Genomic DNA, 17,872 nt, shown 5'->3' on the forward strand with positions numbered 1-17,872 from the left:
CAACAACTTGCCCATGAGACCCCTCCGCTGGCTCTTGCCTAATGAGTTCGCTGTCCAATATGTTTGACAAACCTACAGGATATGAAAGGCGGCCCGGCCGGGAGAAAACTCCCTGCCGGGCCGCTTGGGTCAATTCACATAGTCCGCCGGGTCGATGACCTGGCCGTCCTTGGACACAGAGAAGTGCAGGTGCGGGCCCATGCTGCCCTCGGCGGAGGCGGTGCTCCCCACCAGGCCGATGACGTCACCGGCGGCCACCTGGTCCCCCTCCTGCACCGGCGGATCCTTCTGCAGACAGCTGTACTGGGTGGTATAGCCGCCGCCGTGCTGGATCACCACGGTGGTGCCCATCAGCTCGTCGTCCTTCACCGACAGCACCGTGCCGCCGGCGGCGGTGCGGACGGAGTCCCCCTCCGAGGCCTGGATGTCGATGCCGTTGTGGGTGCGCCAGTCCGCCATGGTCTCGTCATACATCAGCTCCGTGACGCTGAACACCGTTACCGTGGTGCCGTCCAGCGGGGACATGACCTGGGGCAGCAGGTCCTGGGGGTCGGAGATGGGCGTCTCCTCCGCCGGAGGGGCGGCGGGGACATTCTCCTCCGGCTGCACCGCCGGGGCCACCCAGGCGTTGTCCCGGTCATCGGGGACGTTGGAGGCGGGGTTGGATGCGGGCTCTGCCGGGGCCTGGGGCCGCAGCAGGGTGTAATAGCCGACAATACCGGCTGCCAGCAGGCAGAGGGCAAGGGCTATGTAGAAGCCCTTGCCGCCGAACACGGCCTTGACCTTTTTTCCGTCGAATCTGCTCATAGGTGCCTTTCCCGTCCGGCCTGGGGCCGGAGCCGCATATACCGGCCTGCGGCGGGCCGAAATCCTGGGGAACGTTTCTGCCCTCAGTATGGCCGGGCGGCGGCGGATTTATACGCAGGCCCTCAAAAAATGCAAAAAATCCGAAGGCGGACCGCCCTCGGATTTCTTTTGCTTTGGGGGAAATTACCGGGACTGTCCCCAGAAGGCCCGGAGGCAGTTGGCGGCGTCAGAATTTATGTCATATTTTTCTCTATTTTCTGACATTCTCTTTTCCAGAAGTATAGGATTTTTGTAAAAATTAGAAATCGGATTTGTGGGCGTAAATCCGCAGAGCCGTTGTGGCACAAGGGCTTTCAGAGATAAAAAGAGAACTCCAAGATTTTTCTTGGAGTTCTCAGCATGGTACGCCCGAGGGGACTCGAACCCCTACCCTTGCGGAATGGAACCTAAATCCATCGCGTATACCAATTTCGCCACGGGCGCATATACAGGCGAGCGGCGGCGCAAGCGTCCGCCGGCCGCCTGATTTTTTACTTCAAAAACGGAGCCGGGTCAAAGGTATAGACGTCGTCCTCTCCGCAATAGCCGCACACGCCCATACGCGGAGAATTTACGATTGGAAGCGCAGAATCGTGCGGATGGCTTTCCATGCAGTCTTCGCAGAAATACGGATACTGATCCTCCCATTCGCATTCACAGCAGATCCAATCGGCTTCCTTTCCGCATTTTCCGCACAGGAAGCGGATCGGCTCGTTTCTCCCGAGCAGACGAACAGATTTGCGCTGCTTCGGGCGCAGCAGTGTTCCCACTACCGTGATCGTCAGCTCCGTTGTAGAGCCGAAATCATACTCATAATGGAGCTTGCTCCCATCGCGCAGCATCCCGACCATGGTGTTTTTCGAGAGTTGCTCATAGTTCCCCACAAAAAACGCGCTTTCGTGCCCACAGCATTCCAGCCAGATATCCCGCAGGAACCGATCGAGCGTTTTTAGCGTGGCGCTCATCGGCATATCCAGATACAGCCAATACGCCTTTTCGTCTGTGCCCTCCACCTTCAGCAGCTTGCACGTCTGCGCATCGTCGGCAGCATCATTGTGCTTTTCCAGCAGATGCTTCTTAAACGCTGTTTTGGAAATTGTTCCCCCGCAAAGATAGCAGTTTCCTTTTGATGCCGCTTGCGCCATAAGAGCCTCCCTCCAAGTGCTTGTCAACGGCGGTACACAAATCCCGCGTCAACACACAACAAAAACCCCTCACTGAGGTGACATCACCGAAATCCATCGCGTATACCAATTTCGCCACGGGCGCATAACCAGGGGTATTATACCACATTTCCCACCCACCGGCAAGGGAAACCTTGCAAATCCCGGCGGGATGTGGCATGATAGGAGAAAACCATCAGAGGAGGATGCCCCATGGACACCGAGAAGCTGTATGACCGGGACGCATTTTTGAAGGAGTTCGACGCCGTCGTCACCGACTGCCGGCCCGGCAAGGGGGACACATATCTTGTGACCCTGGACCGCACGGCCTTTTACCCGGAGGGCGGCGGCCAACCGGCAGACCGCGGCGATCTGGGCGGCGCGGCGGTGCTGGACGTCCAGGAGCGGGACGGCCTGGTGCTCCACACCTGCGACCGGCCCCTGACCGTGGGGGCCTCCGTCCACGGTGCCATCGACTGGTCCCGCCGCTTTGACCATATGCAGCAGCACTCCGGCGAGCACATCGTCAGCGGTATGCTGTGCGCTGCCTTTTCCTGCGACAACGTGGGCTTTCACATGGGGGCGGACGTGGTCACCATCGACTATAACGCCCCCATGACCTGGGACCAGGTGCTGGAGGTGGAGGCCCGGGCCAACCGCTACATCTGGGAAAATCACCCCTTCCGGGCCTATTATCCCGCCCCGGAGGAGCTGGCCGCCATCCCCTACCGCAGCAAAAAAGCCCTGGAGGGGCCGGTGCGGATCACGGAGTTCCCCGGGGCCGACTGCTGCGCCTGCTGCGGCACCCATGTGGCCGCCAGCGGCCAGGTGGGACTGGTGAAGTTCCTGTCCTGCCAGAAGCTCCGGGAGGGCGTGCGGCTGGAGCTGCTGTGCGGCGGCCGGGCCATGGACTACCTGTCCCGGGCCTGGGACCAGAGCCGCCGGATCGGCCAGGCCCTGTCGGTGAAGCCGCTGGCAGCCTTCCCGGCGGTGCAGCGGCTGGAGGGGCAGCTGCGGGAGAGTCGGGAGCGCTGCGCCGCCCTGGAGGAGCAGTCGTTCCGGCAGCTGGCGGAGCGCTATCAGAACGCCGGGAACGTGCTGCTGGTGCAGCCGGACCTGGAGCCGGACAGCGTCCGGCGGCTGTGCGACGCCGTCAGCGGCACCTGCGGCGGCCGGTGTGCCGTTTTCTCCGGCAGCGACGGCAGCTATCGCTGGGCCGTGATCCACCCGGGGCAGGACCTGCGTCCCCTGATCCGGGACATGAACCAGGCCCTCCATAGCCGGGGCGGCGGCCGGGACGGCTTCGCCCAGGGCAGCGCCGCCTGCACCGCGGACGAAATTCAGGCGTTTTTCAGAGAACGGCCCTGAGTATAACAAAAACCGGCTCCGGCGCGATGCGCCGGAGCCGGTTTTTGGGTTCGTGTCAGAAGTTCACGGTGCCCTCCAGCACCCGCAGGTCATAGGGCTCAAAGGTGACGCGGCGGTATTTCTCCACGTCCATCTTCACGCCGGTCCAGTCGGAGTGGATCTCGCCGTTCTGCTTGATGAGAATGTCGTACAGAATGTCATAGGTCACGCCGTCGTCCCCGGTTTCCGCAATGGTGGAATAGGGCAGGGTCTTGTGATAGGTCATGTGCAGGCCCTTATACTCGAAGTGGAAGCCGTTGCGCATGCGGCAGCCGTCCAGCCCCCGATAGGTGAACAGCCGCTTCAGGTCCTGCAGAATGGGGTCATGGTCCTGGTCATACAGGTTCTTCGGCGTGGTCTCGGTATAGTCGTACCGGAACTGGATGGGGATGCCGTAGGGCAGGAACCGCTCCACATACTGGGGGAGCTTCTCCGCCGGGTACTTCTTATACAGCACGCAGTTGATGCGGGTGGGACAGGCGATCTGCCCCAGCACCTGGTCGGGGCTCTCCTCCACATATTTCACCAGGTGGCGGGAGATGTTCATGCAGGTGATCTTGTCCCGGTTGCGGCGGGTAAAGTCCAGCATCTCCTCCGCCGTGTAGAAGCCGGTCTGCACCGGGAAGGTGGTGTTGATATACACCTTGTGGGTGGTGGGGATGGCGTCCAGCATTTTCTGCAGGGCCTCCAGATTGGCCAGAGGCTCGCCGCCGGTGAACACAAAGTCGCACCGGGGGGTGATGGCGTCCATGGTGCGGATGCTGTCCAGAATGGCGTCCAGGCTGAAGCCGGTGCAGTCGGCGTATTCCTTTTTGTTGATGCAGAAGGGGCAGTGGTTGTTGCAGTCGTAGGGCACGAACACCGTGACGGTGGCCCCGCCCTCGCGGGTCTTATAGGGGTTGCTCATATATTGATCCAGTCCTCCCAGAAATTCTTCCCGAATATTTTATACCTTTTTCACCAAAAAAGCAAGGAATTTTTGACAAAATTCACATGATTTTTTCTAATGCGACCCGGTATGACCGCCTGCGAATGCATCCCCGGCACGGCGCAGCCGCAAGGGCTTGCGGCAAAGAAAAAAACAGGTCCGCCGCAGCGGACCTGTTTTTGAATGAGCAGGGACTTGCTTACTTGGCCATAGCCTTGCCGGCGTTGGCCATTTCCTGGAAGATACCGGTGTGCTTCTTGGCCACGATGGCGCGGATCACCAGCAGGGTGCCGATCATCAGAGCCACGGCGATGATCATGCAGACCACAACGTTCTGCACCAGACCGGCGATGATGAAGCTGACGAAGGACACGGCAGCCACGGTGACGCCGTAGGGGATCTGGGTGGACACATGGTTCAGATGGAAGCAGTGTGCACCGGCGGAAGCCATGATGGTGGTGTCGGAGATGGGGGACAGGTGGTCGCCGCACACGCCGCCGGCGCAGGAAGCGGCCAGACCGATGGACAGCAGGGTGGACTGATCATACCAGTCGAACACGGCGCAGACCAGGGGGACCATGATGCCGATGGTGCCCCAGGAGGTGCCGGTGGCGAAGCCAATGAAGCAGGCCACGATGAAGATGACGGCGGGCAGGAACTTGGCCAGGGAGCCGGTGTTGGCCATGACGCCGCGAACGAACTCGCCGACCTGCAGACCATCGTCACGGCACAGGCCGCACAGGGTCCAGGCGAAGCAGAGGATCAGGATGGGGGAGATCATCTGGATGAAGCCGTTGGGGATGGACTCCATGGACTTCTCAAACTTGATCAGGCCCCGCAGCCAGTAGTACACGAAGGTGAACACCAGGGCCACGATGGAGCCCAGGCACAGGCCGGGACCGGCAGAAGCGTCGGAGAAGGCCATGACGAAGTTCTGATAGTTGTCGCTCTCGGTGTCGAACACACCGCCGGTCCAGATCAGGCCGATGATGCACAGGGCGATCAGGACGATAACGGGCAGCAGCAGGTCCAGCACAGAGGAGTGCTTGGTGCCTTCCTCGTAGTCGTCGGCGCCTTCAAAGGGACGCTCGGGGGTGGTGAACAGGTCGTTCTTCACCTGGGCATTGTACTCATGGGTCAGCATGGGGCCGTAGTCAATGTTCAGCACGGAAATGACAATGACCATGATCAGGGTCAGGATGCAGTAATAGTTCCAGGGAATCTGGCTCAGGAACATGCTGATGCGGGAGCCGGGGAAGCCATCGGGCACATAGGAGGCAACGGCGGCAGCCCAGGAGGACACGGGGGCCAGCATGCACACGGGGGCGGCGGTGGCGTCGATGATGTAGGCCAGCTTTGCCCGGGAGATCCTGTGGCTCTCGGTGACGGGACGCATGACGGCGCCCACGGTCAGGCAGTTGAAATAGTCGTCGATGAAGATCAGCACGCCCAGCAGCATGGTCAGCAGCTGCGCGCCGCGGCGGGTGGTGACGGCCTTGGAGGCCCAGCGGCCGAAGGCGGCGGAGCCGCCGGCCTTGTTCATCAGGTCCACCATGATGCCCAGCATCACCAGGAAGATCAGGATGGAGATGTCGATGGCATTGATCATGCCCACGCCCTCGCCGGCGCCGACAAAATTCACCACCATCTGCCAGGGCTGGAAATTCGCCAGCAGCAGAGCGCCGGCCAGGCAGCCCAGGAACAGGGAAGAATACACTTCCTTACTGATTAGGGCCAGGGCAATGGCCACGATCGGGGGGAACAGGGCCCATCCGGTAGCGATGAAGCCGCTGCCATCGTTGGTGACCTTCGCGATGACCAGAGCGATCACAACGATCGCCAGCGCAATAAAATACGCTATTTTGGTACCTTTCTTTTCCATTAGGGTGATTTACCTCCTCAGATTTGGTTCTTTTATGTTACCGTTTTTGGGCCGGATTGTCAAGATTTCAGCAATGGGATTCTGGATGGGAATTTGAACAAATTATGAACTCGCAATTTGTTCGTTCCGTCAAATATTCCAACGCTTCTCACTTTCTTTATGCCAAAAGCGCCGTTTTTTATAAGAACTATATAAAAAATGTGTTAATTTTTCAAAGTTTCTTAACGCGTTCTTAGCGGTAAAAATCCCGTTTTTGCGAGGAGCGGCTCCCTTCTCTGGCCCGAAATATGAACTAAATTTCGTTTATATCCTCATTTCGGCAGTCACGCCGCGCCCAGAGGCGCGGTCCCGCCAAAAGCGCATAAGCATACAAAAAACGGGCAGGAAGCGCACAGCGCTCCCTGCCCGCAAGGGTCAGGCTTCAGAAGCTGAACACCACGCCCACCACGGCGGAGGCCAGGATGAACACGATGGGGTGCAGGCCCTTGGTGGGCTTGACCCACCGGGTCAGCACCAGGATCACCGCCGCCAGGGCCAGGGCCTTCCAGTTGACGATGGCCAGGCCCGCTGCCCCGGTGTTCAGCAAGGTGATGGCCACCACCGACAGGCCCGCCGCCGCCACCATAGCCGTGGACGCCGGGCGCAGACCGTAAAACGCCGCCTCCACATAGCGGTTGTGGCGGAAGGCCTTCAGAAAGGCCGCGATGATCAGAATCACGATGACGGACGGCGTCACCAAGCCCAGGGTGGAAATAATGGCCCCGGGAATGCCCCGGGTGACAAAGCCCACATAGGTGGCCATGTTCACGCCGATGGGGCCAGGGGTGGACTCGCTGACCGCCAGCATATCCGCCAGCTGGGGCCGGGTGAACCAGCCGGTGCGGTCCGCCATGTCATACAGAAACGGCAGGGTGGCCAGACCGCCGCCTACGGCGAACAGTCCGGTTTTGAAAAACTCATAAAACAGCTGCAAATAGATCATGACCGCTTCGCCCCCAGATTCTTAATGAGAAGTCCCGCCACGGCTGCCGCCAACACATAGATAATGGGCGAGAGCTTGGTGAACACCGACAGTGCCAGGATCACCAGGAAGATCACCAGGCCCCACACGTCCTTCACCGCGCCCTTCCACAGCTTCAGCACGGCGTTGAAAATCAGCACGCACACGCACACCCGGATCCCGGCAAAGGCGTGCTGCACCCAGGCCAGATGGGAAAACGCGTCGATGACCCCGGCCAGGGCCGCAATGATGATAAGAGACGGGAACACCACGCCCAGGGTGGCCGCGATGCCGCCGATGATGCCCCGGCGCTTCTGGCCGATAAACGTGGCGGTGTTCACGGCGATGACGCCGGGGGTACACTGGCCGATGGCAAAGTAATCGGTCAGCTCCTCATCGGTGGCCCAGCCCTTGTTCTCCACCACCTCCCGCTGCAGGATCGGCAGCATGGCATAGCCGCCGCCGAAGGTCATGACCCCCACCTTGGCGAAGGTCAGAAACAGAGAAAGCAACTCCTTCAACAAACACACCTCCCGAGATAAGCGAACAGCCGCCATTTTCCGGGGAAGACGGCTCCCGGCGATACTATACCCCTTTCCCCTGCGGCTGTCAATCGCCGGGGCATAAAACTTCATGCACTGTGCGGCGCACCGCGAAAACAGGCAAAATCTTCTGTGCATGAAGTTTTGTGCATCATTCCCGGTTGCCCCGAAGGGGCGAGGGAATGGCACATTCTATTTTTTGCTATGCTTTTGCATAGCAAAATTGCGTTATAAACGCTCTTACTTCCGCTTACGGCTCCCGGACGGTTTTCCCATAGTCGCACAGGTCCCGCAGGGTACAGCCGGCGCAGTCGGGCCGCCGGGCCACGCACACCGCCCGGCCATGGAGCACCATCCGGTGGCAGAAATTGCTGGACTCCTCCGGCGGGATGCAGGCCCGCAGCTGCTGCTCCACCTTCAGGGGGTCCTTGGACCCGTCCGTCAGCCCCAGCAGGCCGGTGATCCGGATGCAGTGGGTGTCGCAGACGTAGCCCGCCTGGCCGTACACGTCCCCCAGGATCAGGTTGGCGGTCTTGCGGCCCACGCCGGGCAGCCGCAGCAGGTCCTCCATATTGTCCGGCACCCGGCCGCCGAAATCCGACAGCAGCATCTGCGCCGAGGCCACGATATCCCGGGCCTTGGCCCGCCAGAAGCCGCAGGAGCGGACGTATTCCCCCACCTCCTCCGGGCTGGCGGCGGCAAAGGCCTCCAGGGTAGGAAACCGGGCAAACAGCGCCGGGGTCACCTGGTTCACCCGAGCGTCGGTGCACTGGGCCGCCAGGCGCACGGAAAACAGCAGCTCATAGTCCTTTCCATAGTCCAGGGAACACGCCGCGTCGGGATACAGCTCCTTCAGCCGCCGGATGATGGCGGCCACCTCCTGGGGAGATTTCATAACAGATCACCTCGCCCCCTATTGTACCAGACTGCCGGGAAAAATGCAAATCGGGGGGTGCAAAGGACGGCGGGATGTGGTATAATAGCTGTGATTTTCCCGGAAGGAGGTGCCGCTATGCGGCCATTGGCAGACGAAATACGGCCCCAGACCCTGGATCAGGTGGCGGGACAGAAGCACCTGCTGGGCCCCGGCGCCCTGCTGCGCCGCCTCATCGAGGGCGGGACCTCCGCCAACATGATCTTCTACGGACCCTCCGGCACCGGCAAGACCACCATCGCCTCCATCATCGCCAAGCGCACGGAGAAGGCCCTGTATCACCTGAACGCCACCACGGCGTCCCTGCAGGACGTGAAGGCCATCATCGCCGATGTGGACACCATGCTGGCCCCCAACGGGGTGCTGCTGTACCTGGACGAGATCCAGTATTTCAACAAGAAGCAGCAGCAGAGCCTGCTGGAGTTCATGGAAAACGGTAAGATCACCCTCATCGCCTCCACCACGGAGAATCCCTATTTCTATGTGTACAACGCCCTGCTGTCCCGCAGCACGGTGTTCGAGTTCAAGGCCCTGACGGCGGAGGAGACTCTGCCCGCCGTGCTGCGGGCCCTGGACATTGTCCGCAGCCGCAGTCCCCTGCCCCTGACCTGGGAGGAGGAGGTGCCGGGGCTTATCGCCGCCGGGTGCGGCGGCGACGTGCGCAAGGCCGTCAACGCCGTGGAGCTGCTGGACCGGGCCGCCCGGCCGGTGGACGGAGGTCTGCGCATCACGGCGGCGGACGCCGCCCAGGCCTCCCAGCGCAGCGCCATGCGCTATGACCGGGAGGGGGACGAGCATTACGACCTGCTGTCCGCCTTGCAGAAGTCCATCCGGGGCTCCGACCCGGACGCGGCGGTGTATTACCTGGGGCGGCTGCTGGAGGCCGGGGACCTGCTGTCCCCCTGCCGGCGGCTGCTGGTCATCGCCGCCGAGGACGTGGGGCTGGCCTATCCCCAGGCCATGGCCGTTACCAAGGCCTGCGTGGACGCCGCCCGGGAGCTGGGCCTGCCGGAGGCCAGACTGCCTCTGGCGGAGGCGGCCATTCTGCTGGCCACGGCTCCCAAGTCCAACTCCGCCCACAACGCCATCATCGCCGCCATGGACGACATCCGCCGGGGCAGGGTGGGCCAGGTGCCCCGGCACCTGCAGAACGTCCACGCCGACAGCACCGGCAGCGGCATGGCCCCGGCCTATCGCTATCCCCACGACTACCCCCACCACTATGTGGCCCAGCGGTATCTGCCGGAGGCCCTGGGGGACGTGACCTATTACCAATACGGCGACAACAAGACCGAACAGGCCGCCCGGCGGTACTGGGAGGACATCAAGAAATCGTGAACCGGAAAGGCGGGCAGCCAATGGACCTGAAGCTCCATGATATCGTTGAACTGAAAAAGGACCACCCCTGCGGCAGCCGCCGGTGGGAGGTGCTGCGTGTGGGGATGGACATCCGCCTGCGGTGCACCGGCTGCGGCCACGAGGTGCTGGCCCCCCGGCGCAAGGTGGAAAAAAGCATCAAGCGTGTGATTCCAAAGGAGGAAACCCCATGAAAAAGCAAAACTGGACCCGTTATGTGGCCATGGGTGTGGCCCTTTTGATGGCCATTGTCATGATCCTGGGCCTGATCCTGCCGTATGTCGGCCTGTAAGGGGGCTGCGGCATGAAGCACTGCATTCTGGCCCGGTTCCGGGCTGACGCCGGGGACTGGCGGGCGTATCTGCCGGAGATCCGGGAGATTTTTTCCGCAGCCGGGGACATTCCCGGCGTCCGGGGCGCGGAGGTATTCCATAACTGCGTGGACCGGGAGAACCGGTATCACGTGCTGATCCGGCTGGACATGGACCCGGCGGCCCTGGCGGCCTATGATGTGTCCCCCATGCACCACCGGTGGAAGGACCGCTTCGGCCCCCTGCTGGAAAAGAAGGCCATTTTCGATTTTGAGGAATAAACGCACCAGTGAAAAACTCAGGGACCCCGCCAAATGGCGGGGTCCCTGAGTTTATTAAAAAAGGGCAAAGCCCTTTTTGGACAAAAGGCTTGCAGTCTGCCGCGCGCATAATTTGTTCGCCAGGGGCGAACAAATTCCACACTTGCAAACTGAGAAGAATTTTCGCCCAGGTACACGCCCCGGGCGAAAATGATCTCACTTGATTTGCCGCCTGCGGGCGGCAAACTCTGCGAGGCTTCTATAGCCTGTCAGTCTTTCTTGGGGTGATAGGTGGGCACCATGTCCGCCACGCAGCGGCGGATGTCCGGGCTGTTGTGCCGGCAGGCCCGCTCCAGGACCCCCAGCTGGCGGCAGAAGGCCTCGTCGTCCATGTCGATGGGGCGTCCCACATGGATGAGCCGGTTAGCAGTATCCTGCAGGCCCTCCTCGTCCATCAGCAGTTCCTCATACAGCTTCTCCCCCGGCCGCAGACCGGTGTAGATAATGGGGATGTCCACATCCGGCTCGAAGCCGGACAGGCGGATCAGCTGCCGGGCCATGTCGTCGATCTTCACCGGCTGGCCCATATCCAGCACGAAGATTTCCCCGCCCTTGGCATAGTATCCCGCCTGCAGCACCAGGGACACCGCCTCGGGGATGGTCATGAAGAACCGGGTGATCTCCGGATGGGTCACGGTCACCGGCCCGCCGCAGGCGATCTGCCGCTCAAACAGCGGCACCACGCTGCCGTTGCTGCCCAGGACGTTGCCGAACCGCACCGCCACGAACTCCGTGTCGCTGCGCCGGTCCATCATCTGCACCACCATCTCACACAGGCGCTTGGAGGCCCCCATGATGTTGGTGGGGTTCACGGCCTTGTCCGTGGAGATCAGCACGAAGCGCTTCACCCCGTGGGCCGCGGCGGACTGGGCCATGTTGTATGTACCGAATACGTTGTTCTTGATGGCCTCGTTGGGGCTGTCCTCCATCAGCGGCACATGCTTGTGGGCCGCCGCGTGGAAGATCAGGTCCGGCTGATAGGTGTCCAGCAGATCGTCCACCCGTCCCCGGTCCCGGACGGAACCGATGCACACGTCCAGCGTCAGCTCCGGGTGCTCCCGGCGCAGTTCCATCTGGATGTCGTAGGCGTTGTTTTCGTAGATGTCGAAGATCACCAGCCGCCGGGGCTTGTGCCGGGCGATCTGGCGGCACAGCTCGCTGCCGATGGACCCGCCGCCGCCGGTGATCAGCACCGTTTTGTCGTTGATATAGCCGCAGATCTCCCCCAGGTTCACCCGGATGGGGTCCCGGCCCAGCAGGTCCTGCAGCTCCACCCGGCGGAGCTTGCTGATGGTGACCTCGCCCTTGACCAACTGATAGATGCCCGGCACCACCTGGATCTGGCACCCGGTTTTGCTGCATATGTTCAGAATTTCCTGCCGCCCGGCCCCCTGCAGGGACGGGATGGCGAAGATGATCTTGCGGATGTCGTACCGTTTCACAGCCTGGGGAATGTCCCGGCGGCCGCCCACAATGCGCACGCCCTCCAGAATCCGGCCGCGCTTGGCGGGGTTGTCGTCGATGAGACAGGCCACCCGGCTGTTGAGATGACTGCTGACGGCGTATTCCCGGATCAGCTGCCGCCCGGCCTGGCCCGCGCCGATGATCATCACGTTTTCGGTTCCCTTCTGGCTGCCGGGCACCCGGTTGCGCAGATACCGCACGCCCCGATAGAAAAATCGGATACCGGCGGTGATAAAGAAGCTGCACAGCAGGCCCCACACATAGTACGACCGGGGCATCACAATGTGGAACAGCTTCACGCACCCGAAGCTCAGCCCGCCCAGGATGACATAGGCCAGGATGATCCGCATCAGCGCGTCCACGCTGACAAACCGCCAGATGCTGTTATAGAGGTTGCATAACCAGAACACCGCCAGGCAGATCAGTACCCACCACCAGATGGTGCTCAGATATCCCTGCAGAAACTCCGGCGGAATATCCATGAAGTGGAGGTCGAACCGGGCCCACAGGGCCAGCAGATACGACCCCAGAATCCCCAGAATATCCGCCAGCATGATGATAAGCACCCGCGACAGCCATTTGCGGTCCATTTTTCCGATGTACAAGCCCACGCCGGCGCCCCCTCCCAAAGGCGGAATCCGTTCTTCTCCGCCCTTACTTTCTTACGTGCTAATATAGCATAAAAACCCGAAAAAATCAAGTCGAAAAAACGCTGTTTCGATAACGATAATCATTGGTAACGTTTTCGGTATTTCGTTCGGCTTATGGCTGGCAGTTTTCGATTTTATGTCATGACAGATGCCTTGTTGCCGTAAAAATGCCAAAAAACGGGCGGACATGTCGTCCGCCCGATGAAACCAGTGTGAACGCGGCCCGCCGCCGGTCAACGCGCCCTACTTGGCTCTCCCTCTGGGAGAGCTGTCACCGAAGGTGACTGAGAGGGCCTGTAGGGGCTTCCGATTTTCCCTCTCAGTCGGCTGCGCCGACAGCTCCCCCAAAGGGGGAGCCAAGGGTCAACGGGGGAACGGCGTTTCCGCCGTTCCCCGCCTGAATCTTATCCTCCCTGCAGCAGACTTCCAACCTCCAGCACCACCACGGCCACGGCCTCCCGGGCCCAATAGCCCGGACCCAGGGGCCACCAGCTGGCGCAGCCCAGGGACTCCGCCTCCAGGCCGCAGCGCCTGGCCCATACCGAGGCCCGCAGCTGGTGAAAATTATCCGATGCGATGGCCACCCGGGGGTTAAGCCCCTGCTGCCGGATGATCTCCGCCGTGAAGCGCAGATTCTCCTCCGTGGACCGGGACCGGTCCTCCAGCAGGATGCGGTCCGGGTCAATGCCACGGGCCGCCAGGGTGTTGCGGATGCAGGCCGCCTCGGAGATGGGCTCGTTGTCGTTCTGCCCGCCGGAGGCCACGCACCGGCTTTCCGGATGGGCGGTCAGATAGTCATACGCCGCGTCGATGCGGTCCCGGAGCATCACCGTGGGCTCGCCGTTGGCGGACACCTGGCACCCCAGCACCACCACGGTGCAGTCCTCCGGCCCGGGCCGGTTCCCGGCCTGGACGGCCATCATCACCAGCACCGCCGCCAGCAGGGCCAGTCCCGCCCCCAGCAAGGCCCCGCCGGTGCGCCGCAGCCACCGGGGAAGCCGCCGGAACCACCGGGGCCGCAGGAGCATAGCCGCCGCCAGGGCCAGCAGCGCCGCCGGATACACCATGCCGATGTGCAGGATGCCCATGACCAGCGGGGCCATGAAATACGCCGCCAGAGCCAGGCACACAGCCGCCCCGGCGTAACGGACCGCCTTCACGTCAGTTCTCCGCGATGTGGTTGGCGATGCGCTGCATGATCAGGTCCAGGGCCACCAGGTTGTGGCCCCCCTCCAGCACCACGATGTCGGCATACTTCCGGGTGGGCTCCACGAACTGCTCGTGCATGGGCTTCACCGTGGTCAGATACTGGGTCACCACCGACTGCATGGAGCGCCCCCGCTCCTCCACGTCCCGCAGGGCCCGGCGGAGGATGCGCACATCGGCGTCGGTCTCCACGAAGATCTTGATATCCAGCAGGTCCCGCAGCTCCTTGTTCTGGAAGATCAGGATGCCCTCCACGATGATCACCTTGGCGGGCCTGATCTCCACGGTCTGGTCGGTGCGGTTGTGCAGCGCGTAGTCATACACGGGGCAGTAGATGGTCTGGCCCGCCTTCAGCTTTTTCAGGTCCTGGATCATCAGGTCCGTGTCGAAGGCGTCCGGGTGGTCGTAATTCTGCTTGCAGCGCTCCTCGAAGGAGCAGTCCTGCCGCTTATAGTAGTTGTCGTGGTGCACCACGGCGATATCGTCGCCGAACCGGGACACCAGGTGCTCCGTGAGGGTGGTTTTGCCGCTGCCGGTGCCCCCGGCGATGCCGATGAAGATGGTGTTCATATCTCTGCCTCCCGCATAAGCGTATATTCTGCATACATTATAAAAAACTTCCCGGCATATTGCAAGGGAACTTGTAAAAAAAGCATGAACTTCCAAGGATTTCAGTTGACGCGGCCCGGGAAAATGAGTATGATAGTAGGGTATAATTTTCGCCCACTTTCGGTGTTTTCCAATGGAGGATATAGATCATGAAGCTCATCAAGTGCCCCAAATGCGGAGAAATGTACTCCGACAGCTATAGAACCTGCCCCTTCTGCCAGGAGGACGAGGCCCTGAAGGGCCGGGCCGCCGCGCCCCGCCGCAAGGTCACCCGCCGCCGCAGGGCTCCCAGCATTCTGGGCCCGGCCATGGTGCTGGTGGTGGTGCTGGCCGCGGTGCTGGTGGGCGTGCTGCTGTTCGGCGGCAAGGGCAATGCCGAAAAGCCCGATGATCCCGCCGTGGTGGAGCCGGATCCCGCTCCCACAACGCCCCTGACCCTGGACCAGACCACCCTGAACCTGAACCAGGCGGAAACCGCCACCCTCACCGTCACCGGCGCAGAGGACGTCCTCTGGACCAGCAGCGACACCAACGTGGCCACCGTGGACGACACCGGCCTGGTCACCGCCGGAATCCCCGGCACCGCCACCATCACCGTCACCACCGCCGACGGCTCCCAGTCCGCCGCCTGCACCGTCAACGTGGCCACTCCCCTGCCGGAGCCGCCCGAGGAGAAGCTGGGCCTGCGCTCTATCTATCAGAACAAGGGCGAGACCATCAACGAGTTCTCCGCCAGGGTCGGCTCCACCGTCCAGATGCGCGTGGACGGCACGGAGCAGACCGTCACCTGGACCATTGAGGACACCAAGATCGCCACTGTGGACGCCAACGGCCTGGTCACAGCCGTTGCCAAGGGCAAGACCATCCTGAAGGCTACCGTAGGCGACCAGAGCGTCAGCTGCTTTGTCATCGTCAACTGAATCACCGCCTCTCCCCCGCCCCGCAGACTACTTCTGCGGGGCGGTTTTCTTGTCCCCCCAAAGCCCCGTAGAGCTTGCCGCCAGCGGGCGGCAAATACCCTTTTGGAACAAGCTGAAGCGCCCCATGCGGCAAAGCCGCATGGGGCGCTTGTGACAGCTACGGGGATAATTACTCAGCCTTCTCGGCGGCAGCCTTTTCAGCAGCAGCCTTGGCGGCAGCAGCCTTCTTCTCGGCGGCAGCCTTCTGCGCGGCCTTGAACTTCTCCTTCTCCTCGGGAGTGGGGATGGGCTCAATGGCGTTGCGGGGGCAGGCCTTGGCGCACATGGTGCAGCCCTTGCACTTGGCATAGTCGATGACGGCCACGTTGTTGACCACGTGGATGGCGTCGAACTTACAGGTGCGCTGGCACAGGCCGCAGCCGATGCAGGAGTTGGCGCAGACCTTGGTGACGGCGGGGCCCTTGTCCTTGTTGGAGCAGTTGACGAACACCTTCTTGGAGTAGGGGACCTCCACGATCAGCTTCCGGGGGCATGCCTCGCGGCAGGCGCCGCAGTTGGTGCACTTTTCCTTGTCCACCACGGCCGCGCCGTTCTCGCCCACATGGATGGCGTCGAACTTACAGGCGGCCACGCAGGAGCCGAAGCCCAGGCAGCCGTACTTGCAGGCCAGGGCGTCGCCGGCCAGGACCTTAGTGGCGGCCAGACAGTCGTTGATGCCGCGATACTCGAAGTTCTTCACCGCATTGACGCCGCCGTTGCACAGCACGTGAGCCACCATCTTTTCGCCGGTGGGAGCCTCCATGCCCATGATGGCAGCGATCTTGGCAGCGCCCTCGGCCCCGGCAGGGGCGCAGGCGTTGATGGGAGCCTTACCGGCCAGGATGGCCTCAGCGCAGCCGCCGCAGCCGGGATAACCGCAGCCGCCGCAGTTGGCGCCGGCCAGACAGGCCTGAATCTCGGGCAGGCGGGGATCCACCTCCACCTCAAAGACCTTGGCGGCCACCGCCAGGATCAGGCCGAACACAATGGCAAGGGCGCCAAGGACCACAACGGCCCAAATGACAGTAGTAAAATCCATAATTTTTCCTCCTTACCAGACCTTCAGGCCGCTGAAGCCCATGAAGGCCAGAGCCATCAGGCCGGCGGTGACCAGCGCGATGGGGAAGCCCTCAAAGGACTTGGGGATGTCGCTGGAGACCTCCAGCTGCTCGCGGACGGCGGCAAACAGGAAGATGGCCAGCAGGAAGCCCAGACCGCCGGTGATGCCGTAAACCACGGAGCTGATGAAATTGTAGTCGTTCTGCACGTTCAGCAGGGCCACGCCCAGCACGGCGCAGTTGGTGGTGATCAGGGGCAGGTACACGCCCAGGGCGGTGTACAGGGTGGGGATGTTCTTCTTCAGGAACATTTCCACAAACTGCACCAGACCGGCGATGACCAGGATGAAGGCCACGGTCTGCATGAACTCCAGGTGCAGCGGCACCAGAATCAGGTTCACCAGATAGCAGAAAGCGGAGGCCAGACCCATAACGAAGGTCACGGCGGCGCCCATGCCCACTGCGGTGTCGATCTTCTTGGACACGCCCAGGAAGGGGCAGATGCCCAGGAACTGGGAGAAAATAAAGTTATTGGTCAGAATAGCGCCAAGGGAGATGGCGAGCAGAGTCGTAACAGACATAGCTTACTTGGCCTCCTTTTTCTTTTCGCTCTTGGCCAGGGCCCACTGCATCGCAGCGATGAGAGCGCCCAGGGTCAGGAAGCCGCCCACCGGCAGGGTCAGCAGCTTGATGCCGAATTCCTCAGGGAAGATGACGATGCCGGGCGCGCTGCCCAGTCCGCCGCCGCCCAGCAGGCCGCCGCCGAACTTGCCGGAGCCCAGCAGCTCACGGACCACGCACATGACGATCAGGACCAGCGTATAGCCGACGCCCTGGCAGATGCCGTCCACGGCGGAAGCGCCGATGCCGTTCTTGGAGGCGAAGCCCTCGGCACGGCCCAGGATGATGCAGTTCACCACGATCAGGGGGATGAACACGCCCAGGGAGTTGGACAGGGCGGGAACGAAGGCCTTCAGCAGCAGGTCCACGCAGGTAACGAAGCCGGCGATGACCACGATGAAGCAGGCGATACGGACCTCATTGGGGATGATCTTGCGCAGCAGCGCGATGAAGATGTTGGAAAGGGTCAGGATGATCAGAACGGACACGCCCATGCCCAGGCCGTTGAAGAACGACGTGGTGATGGCCATGGTGGAGCACATACCCAGCAGCTGCACCAGCACGGGGTTCTGGGTGATCAGGCCCTCCTTGAATTGCTTGCCAAAGTTCATATTGC

Annotated in this window: 18 protein-coding genes and 1 tRNA gene; 5 read left to right on the forward strand and 14 right to left on the reverse strand. The window is 61.9% G+C overall.

Going from position 1 to position 17,872, the window contains the following annotated elements:
• Positions 1-129: 129 nt before the first annotated feature.
• The 3 genes from LKD37_RS07540 to LKD37_RS07550 form a co-directional block, all read right to left on the reverse strand.
• Positions 130-807 carry a M23 family metallopeptidase gene (locus LKD37_RS07540; protein ID WP_302928643.1) on the reverse strand — a complete coding sequence of 226 codons (678 nt, stop codon included), beginning with the start codon at positions 805-807 and terminating at the stop codon, positions 130-132.
• A gap of 400 nt (positions 808-1,207) precedes the next feature.
• Positions 1,208-1,290, reverse strand: a tRNA-Leu gene (locus LKD37_RS07545).
• A 47-nt stretch (positions 1,291-1,337) separates the two neighbouring features.
• Positions 1,338-1,991, reverse strand: a complete 654-nt coding sequence (locus LKD37_RS07550) for a hypothetical protein (protein WP_302928644.1) — start codon at positions 1,989-1,991, stop codon at positions 1,338-1,340.
• Between the two features lie 231 nt (positions 1,992-2,222).
• Between LKD37_RS07550 and LKD37_RS07555 the strand changes: the two genes are divergently transcribed.
• Complete coding sequence (locus tag LKD37_RS07555; protein ID WP_302928645.1) at positions 2,223-3,377, forward strand: alanyl-tRNA editing protein; 1,155 nt, start codon at positions 2,223-2,225, stop codon at positions 3,375-3,377.
• Positions 3,378-3,432: 55 nt separating this feature from the next.
• On the opposite strand, the gene LKD37_RS07560 is transcribed toward LKD37_RS07555, so the two are convergent.
• From LKD37_RS07560 to LKD37_RS07580, 5 genes are all read right to left on the reverse strand, one after another.
• Positions 3,433-4,323 carry a 4Fe-4S cluster-binding domain-containing protein gene (locus LKD37_RS07560; RefSeq protein ID WP_302928646.1) on the reverse strand — a complete coding sequence of 297 codons (891 nt, stop codon included), beginning with the start codon at positions 4,321-4,323 and terminating at the stop codon, positions 3,433-3,435.
• A gap of 220 nt (positions 4,324-4,543) precedes the next feature.
• Complete coding sequence (locus LKD37_RS07565; RefSeq protein ID WP_302928647.1) at positions 4,544-6,226, reverse strand: Na+/H+ antiporter NhaC family protein; 1,683 nt, start codon at positions 6,224-6,226, stop codon at positions 4,544-4,546.
• A gap of 421 nt (positions 6,227-6,647) precedes the next feature.
• Positions 6,648-7,208 (reverse strand): chromate transporter, encoded by a 561-nt coding sequence (locus LKD37_RS07570; protein ID WP_302928648.1) that lies wholly within the window; start codon positions 7,206-7,208, stop codon positions 6,648-6,650.
• Positions 7,205-7,747, reverse strand: coding sequence for a chromate transporter (locus tag LKD37_RS07575; protein ID WP_302928650.1), 543 nt, complete (start codon positions 7,745-7,747; stop codon positions 7,205-7,207). Before LKD37_RS07575 ends, LKD37_RS07570 begins: the two co-directional genes overlap by 4 nt.
• A 271-nt stretch (positions 7,748-8,018) precedes the next feature.
• Positions 8,019-8,663 (reverse strand): endonuclease III domain-containing protein, encoded by a 645-nt coding sequence (locus LKD37_RS07580; RefSeq protein ID WP_302928651.1) that lies wholly within the window; start codon positions 8,661-8,663, stop codon positions 8,019-8,021.
• A 117-nt stretch (positions 8,664-8,780) separates the two neighbouring features.
• Here LKD37_RS07580 and LKD37_RS07585 point away from each other — a divergent pair, with 117 nt between their 5' ends.
• The 3 genes from LKD37_RS07585 to LKD37_RS07595 all read left to right on the forward strand — a co-directional run bounded on the left by LKD37_RS07585 (position 8,781) and on the right by LKD37_RS07595 (position 10,650).
• Positions 8,781-10,040: a replication-associated recombination protein A gene (locus LKD37_RS07585; RefSeq protein WP_302928652.1), complete on the forward strand. Its 1,260-nt coding sequence runs from the start codon at positions 8,781-8,783 to the stop codon at positions 10,038-10,040.
• A gap of 20 nt (positions 10,041-10,060) precedes the next feature.
• Entirely contained in the window at positions 10,061-10,252 is a 192-nt protein-coding gene (locus LKD37_RS07590) for a DUF951 domain-containing protein (protein ID WP_302928653.1), read from the forward strand.
• Between the two features lie 110 nt (positions 10,253-10,362).
• Positions 10,363-10,650 (forward strand): Dabb family protein, encoded by a 288-nt coding sequence (locus LKD37_RS07595; RefSeq protein WP_302928654.1) that lies wholly within the window; start codon positions 10,363-10,365, stop codon positions 10,648-10,650.
• 248 nt (positions 10,651-10,898) lie between these two features.
• Here the strand turns inward: LKD37_RS07595 and LKD37_RS07600 are convergent, their stop codons facing one another.
• From LKD37_RS07600 to udk, 3 genes are all read right to left on the reverse strand, one after another.
• Complete coding sequence (locus tag LKD37_RS07600; protein ID WP_349048744.1) at positions 10,899-12,764, reverse strand: polysaccharide biosynthesis protein; 1,866 nt, start codon at positions 12,762-12,764, stop codon at positions 10,899-10,901.
• 443 nt (positions 12,765-13,207) lie between these two features.
• Complete coding sequence (locus LKD37_RS07605; RefSeq protein WP_302928655.1) at positions 13,208-13,963, reverse strand: YdcF family protein; 756 nt, start codon at positions 13,961-13,963, stop codon at positions 13,208-13,210.
• A gap of 1 nt (position 13,964) precedes the next feature.
• On the reverse strand, positions 13,965-14,579 hold the full coding sequence (gene udk, locus LKD37_RS07610; RefSeq protein ID WP_302928656.1) for a uridine kinase: 615 nt from the start codon (positions 14,577-14,579) through the stop codon (positions 13,965-13,967).
• A gap of 188 nt (positions 14,580-14,767) precedes the next feature.
• Here udk and LKD37_RS07615 point away from each other — a divergent pair, with 188 nt between their 5' ends.
• Entirely contained in the window at positions 14,768-15,538 is a 771-nt protein-coding gene (locus LKD37_RS07615) for an Ig-like domain-containing protein (RefSeq protein ID WP_302928657.1), read from the forward strand.
• Positions 15,539-15,707: 169 nt separating this feature from the next.
• Here the strand turns inward: LKD37_RS07615 and LKD37_RS07620 are convergent, their stop codons facing one another.
• From LKD37_RS07620 to rsxE, 3 genes are read right to left on the reverse strand one after another with little or no spacing between them, the layout of a single operon-like run.
• Positions 15,708-16,616 carry an RnfABCDGE type electron transport complex subunit B gene (locus tag LKD37_RS07620; protein ID WP_302928658.1) on the reverse strand — a complete coding sequence of 303 codons (909 nt, stop codon included), beginning with the start codon at positions 16,614-16,616 and terminating at the stop codon, positions 15,708-15,710.
• Between the two features lie 12 nt (positions 16,617-16,628).
• The gene (gene rsxA / locus LKD37_RS07625) at positions 16,629-17,216 is read right to left on the reverse strand and encodes an electron transport complex subunit RsxA (RefSeq protein ID WP_302928659.1); all 588 of its coding nucleotides are present in this window, start codon (positions 17,214-17,216) and stop codon (positions 16,629-16,631) included.
• Positions 17,217-17,219: 3 nt separating this feature from the next.
• Positions 17,220-17,867: an electron transport complex subunit RsxE gene (gene rsxE, locus LKD37_RS07630; protein ID WP_302928660.1), complete on the reverse strand. Its 648-nt coding sequence runs from the start codon at positions 17,865-17,867 to the stop codon at positions 17,220-17,222.
• Between the last annotated feature and the right edge of the window lie 5 nt (positions 17,868-17,872).

Origin of the sequence: Brotocaccenecus cirricatena, from assembly GCF_020687045.1 — a bacterium.
In the GTDB taxonomy this organism is placed as follows: domain Bacteria; phylum Bacillota; class Clostridia; order Oscillospirales; family Oscillospiraceae; genus Vescimonas; species Vescimonas cirricatena.

Coding starts and splice junctions, on each gene's coding strand:
- LKD37_RS07540 (WP_302928643.1), bottom strand. CDS start 807: ATGAGCAGATTCGACGGAAAAAAGGTCAAGGCCGTGTTCGGCGGCAAG.
- LKD37_RS07550 (WP_302928644.1), bottom strand. CDS start 1,991: ATGGCGCAAGCGGCATCAAAAGGAAACTGCTATCTTTGCGGGGGAACA.
- LKD37_RS07555 (WP_302928645.1), top strand. CDS start 2,223: ATGGACACCGAGAAGCTGTATGACCGGGACGCATTTTTGAAGGAGTTC.
- LKD37_RS07560 (WP_302928646.1), bottom strand. CDS start 4,323: ATGAGCAACCCCTATAAGACCCGCGAGGGCGGGGCCACCGTCACGGTG.
- LKD37_RS07565 (WP_302928647.1), bottom strand. CDS start 6,226: ATGGAAAAGAAAGGTACCAAAATAGCGTATTTTATTGCGCTGGCGATC.
- LKD37_RS07570 (WP_302928648.1), bottom strand. CDS start 7,208: ATGATCTATTTGCAGCTGTTTTATGAGTTTTTCAAAACCGGACTGTTC.
- LKD37_RS07580 (WP_302928651.1), bottom strand. CDS start 8,663: ATGAAATCTCCCCAGGAGGTGGCCGCCATCATCCGGCGGCTGAAGGAG.
- LKD37_RS07585 (WP_302928652.1), top strand. CDS start 8,781: ATGCGGCCATTGGCAGACGAAATACGGCCCCAGACCCTGGATCAGGTG.
- LKD37_RS07590 (WP_302928653.1), top strand. CDS start 10,061: ATGGACCTGAAGCTCCATGATATCGTTGAACTGAAAAAGGACCACCCC.
- LKD37_RS07595 (WP_302928654.1), top strand. CDS start 10,363: ATGAAGCACTGCATTCTGGCCCGGTTCCGGGCTGACGCCGGGGACTGG.
- udk (WP_302928656.1), bottom strand. CDS start 14,579: ATGAACACCATCTTCATCGGCATCGCCGGGGGCACCGGCAGCGGCAAA.
- LKD37_RS07615 (WP_302928657.1), top strand. CDS start 14,768: ATGAAGCTCATCAAGTGCCCCAAATGCGGAGAAATGTACTCCGACAGC.
- LKD37_RS07620 (WP_302928658.1), bottom strand. CDS start 16,616: ATGGATTTTACTACTGTCATTTGGGCCGTTGTGGTCCTTGGCGCCCTT.
- rsxA (WP_302928659.1), bottom strand. CDS start 17,216: ATGTCTGTTACGACTCTGCTCGCCATCTCCCTTGGCGCTATTCTGACC.
- rsxE (WP_302928660.1), bottom strand. CDS start 17,867: ATGAACTTTGGCAAGCAATTCAAGGAGGGCCTGATCACCCAGAACCCC.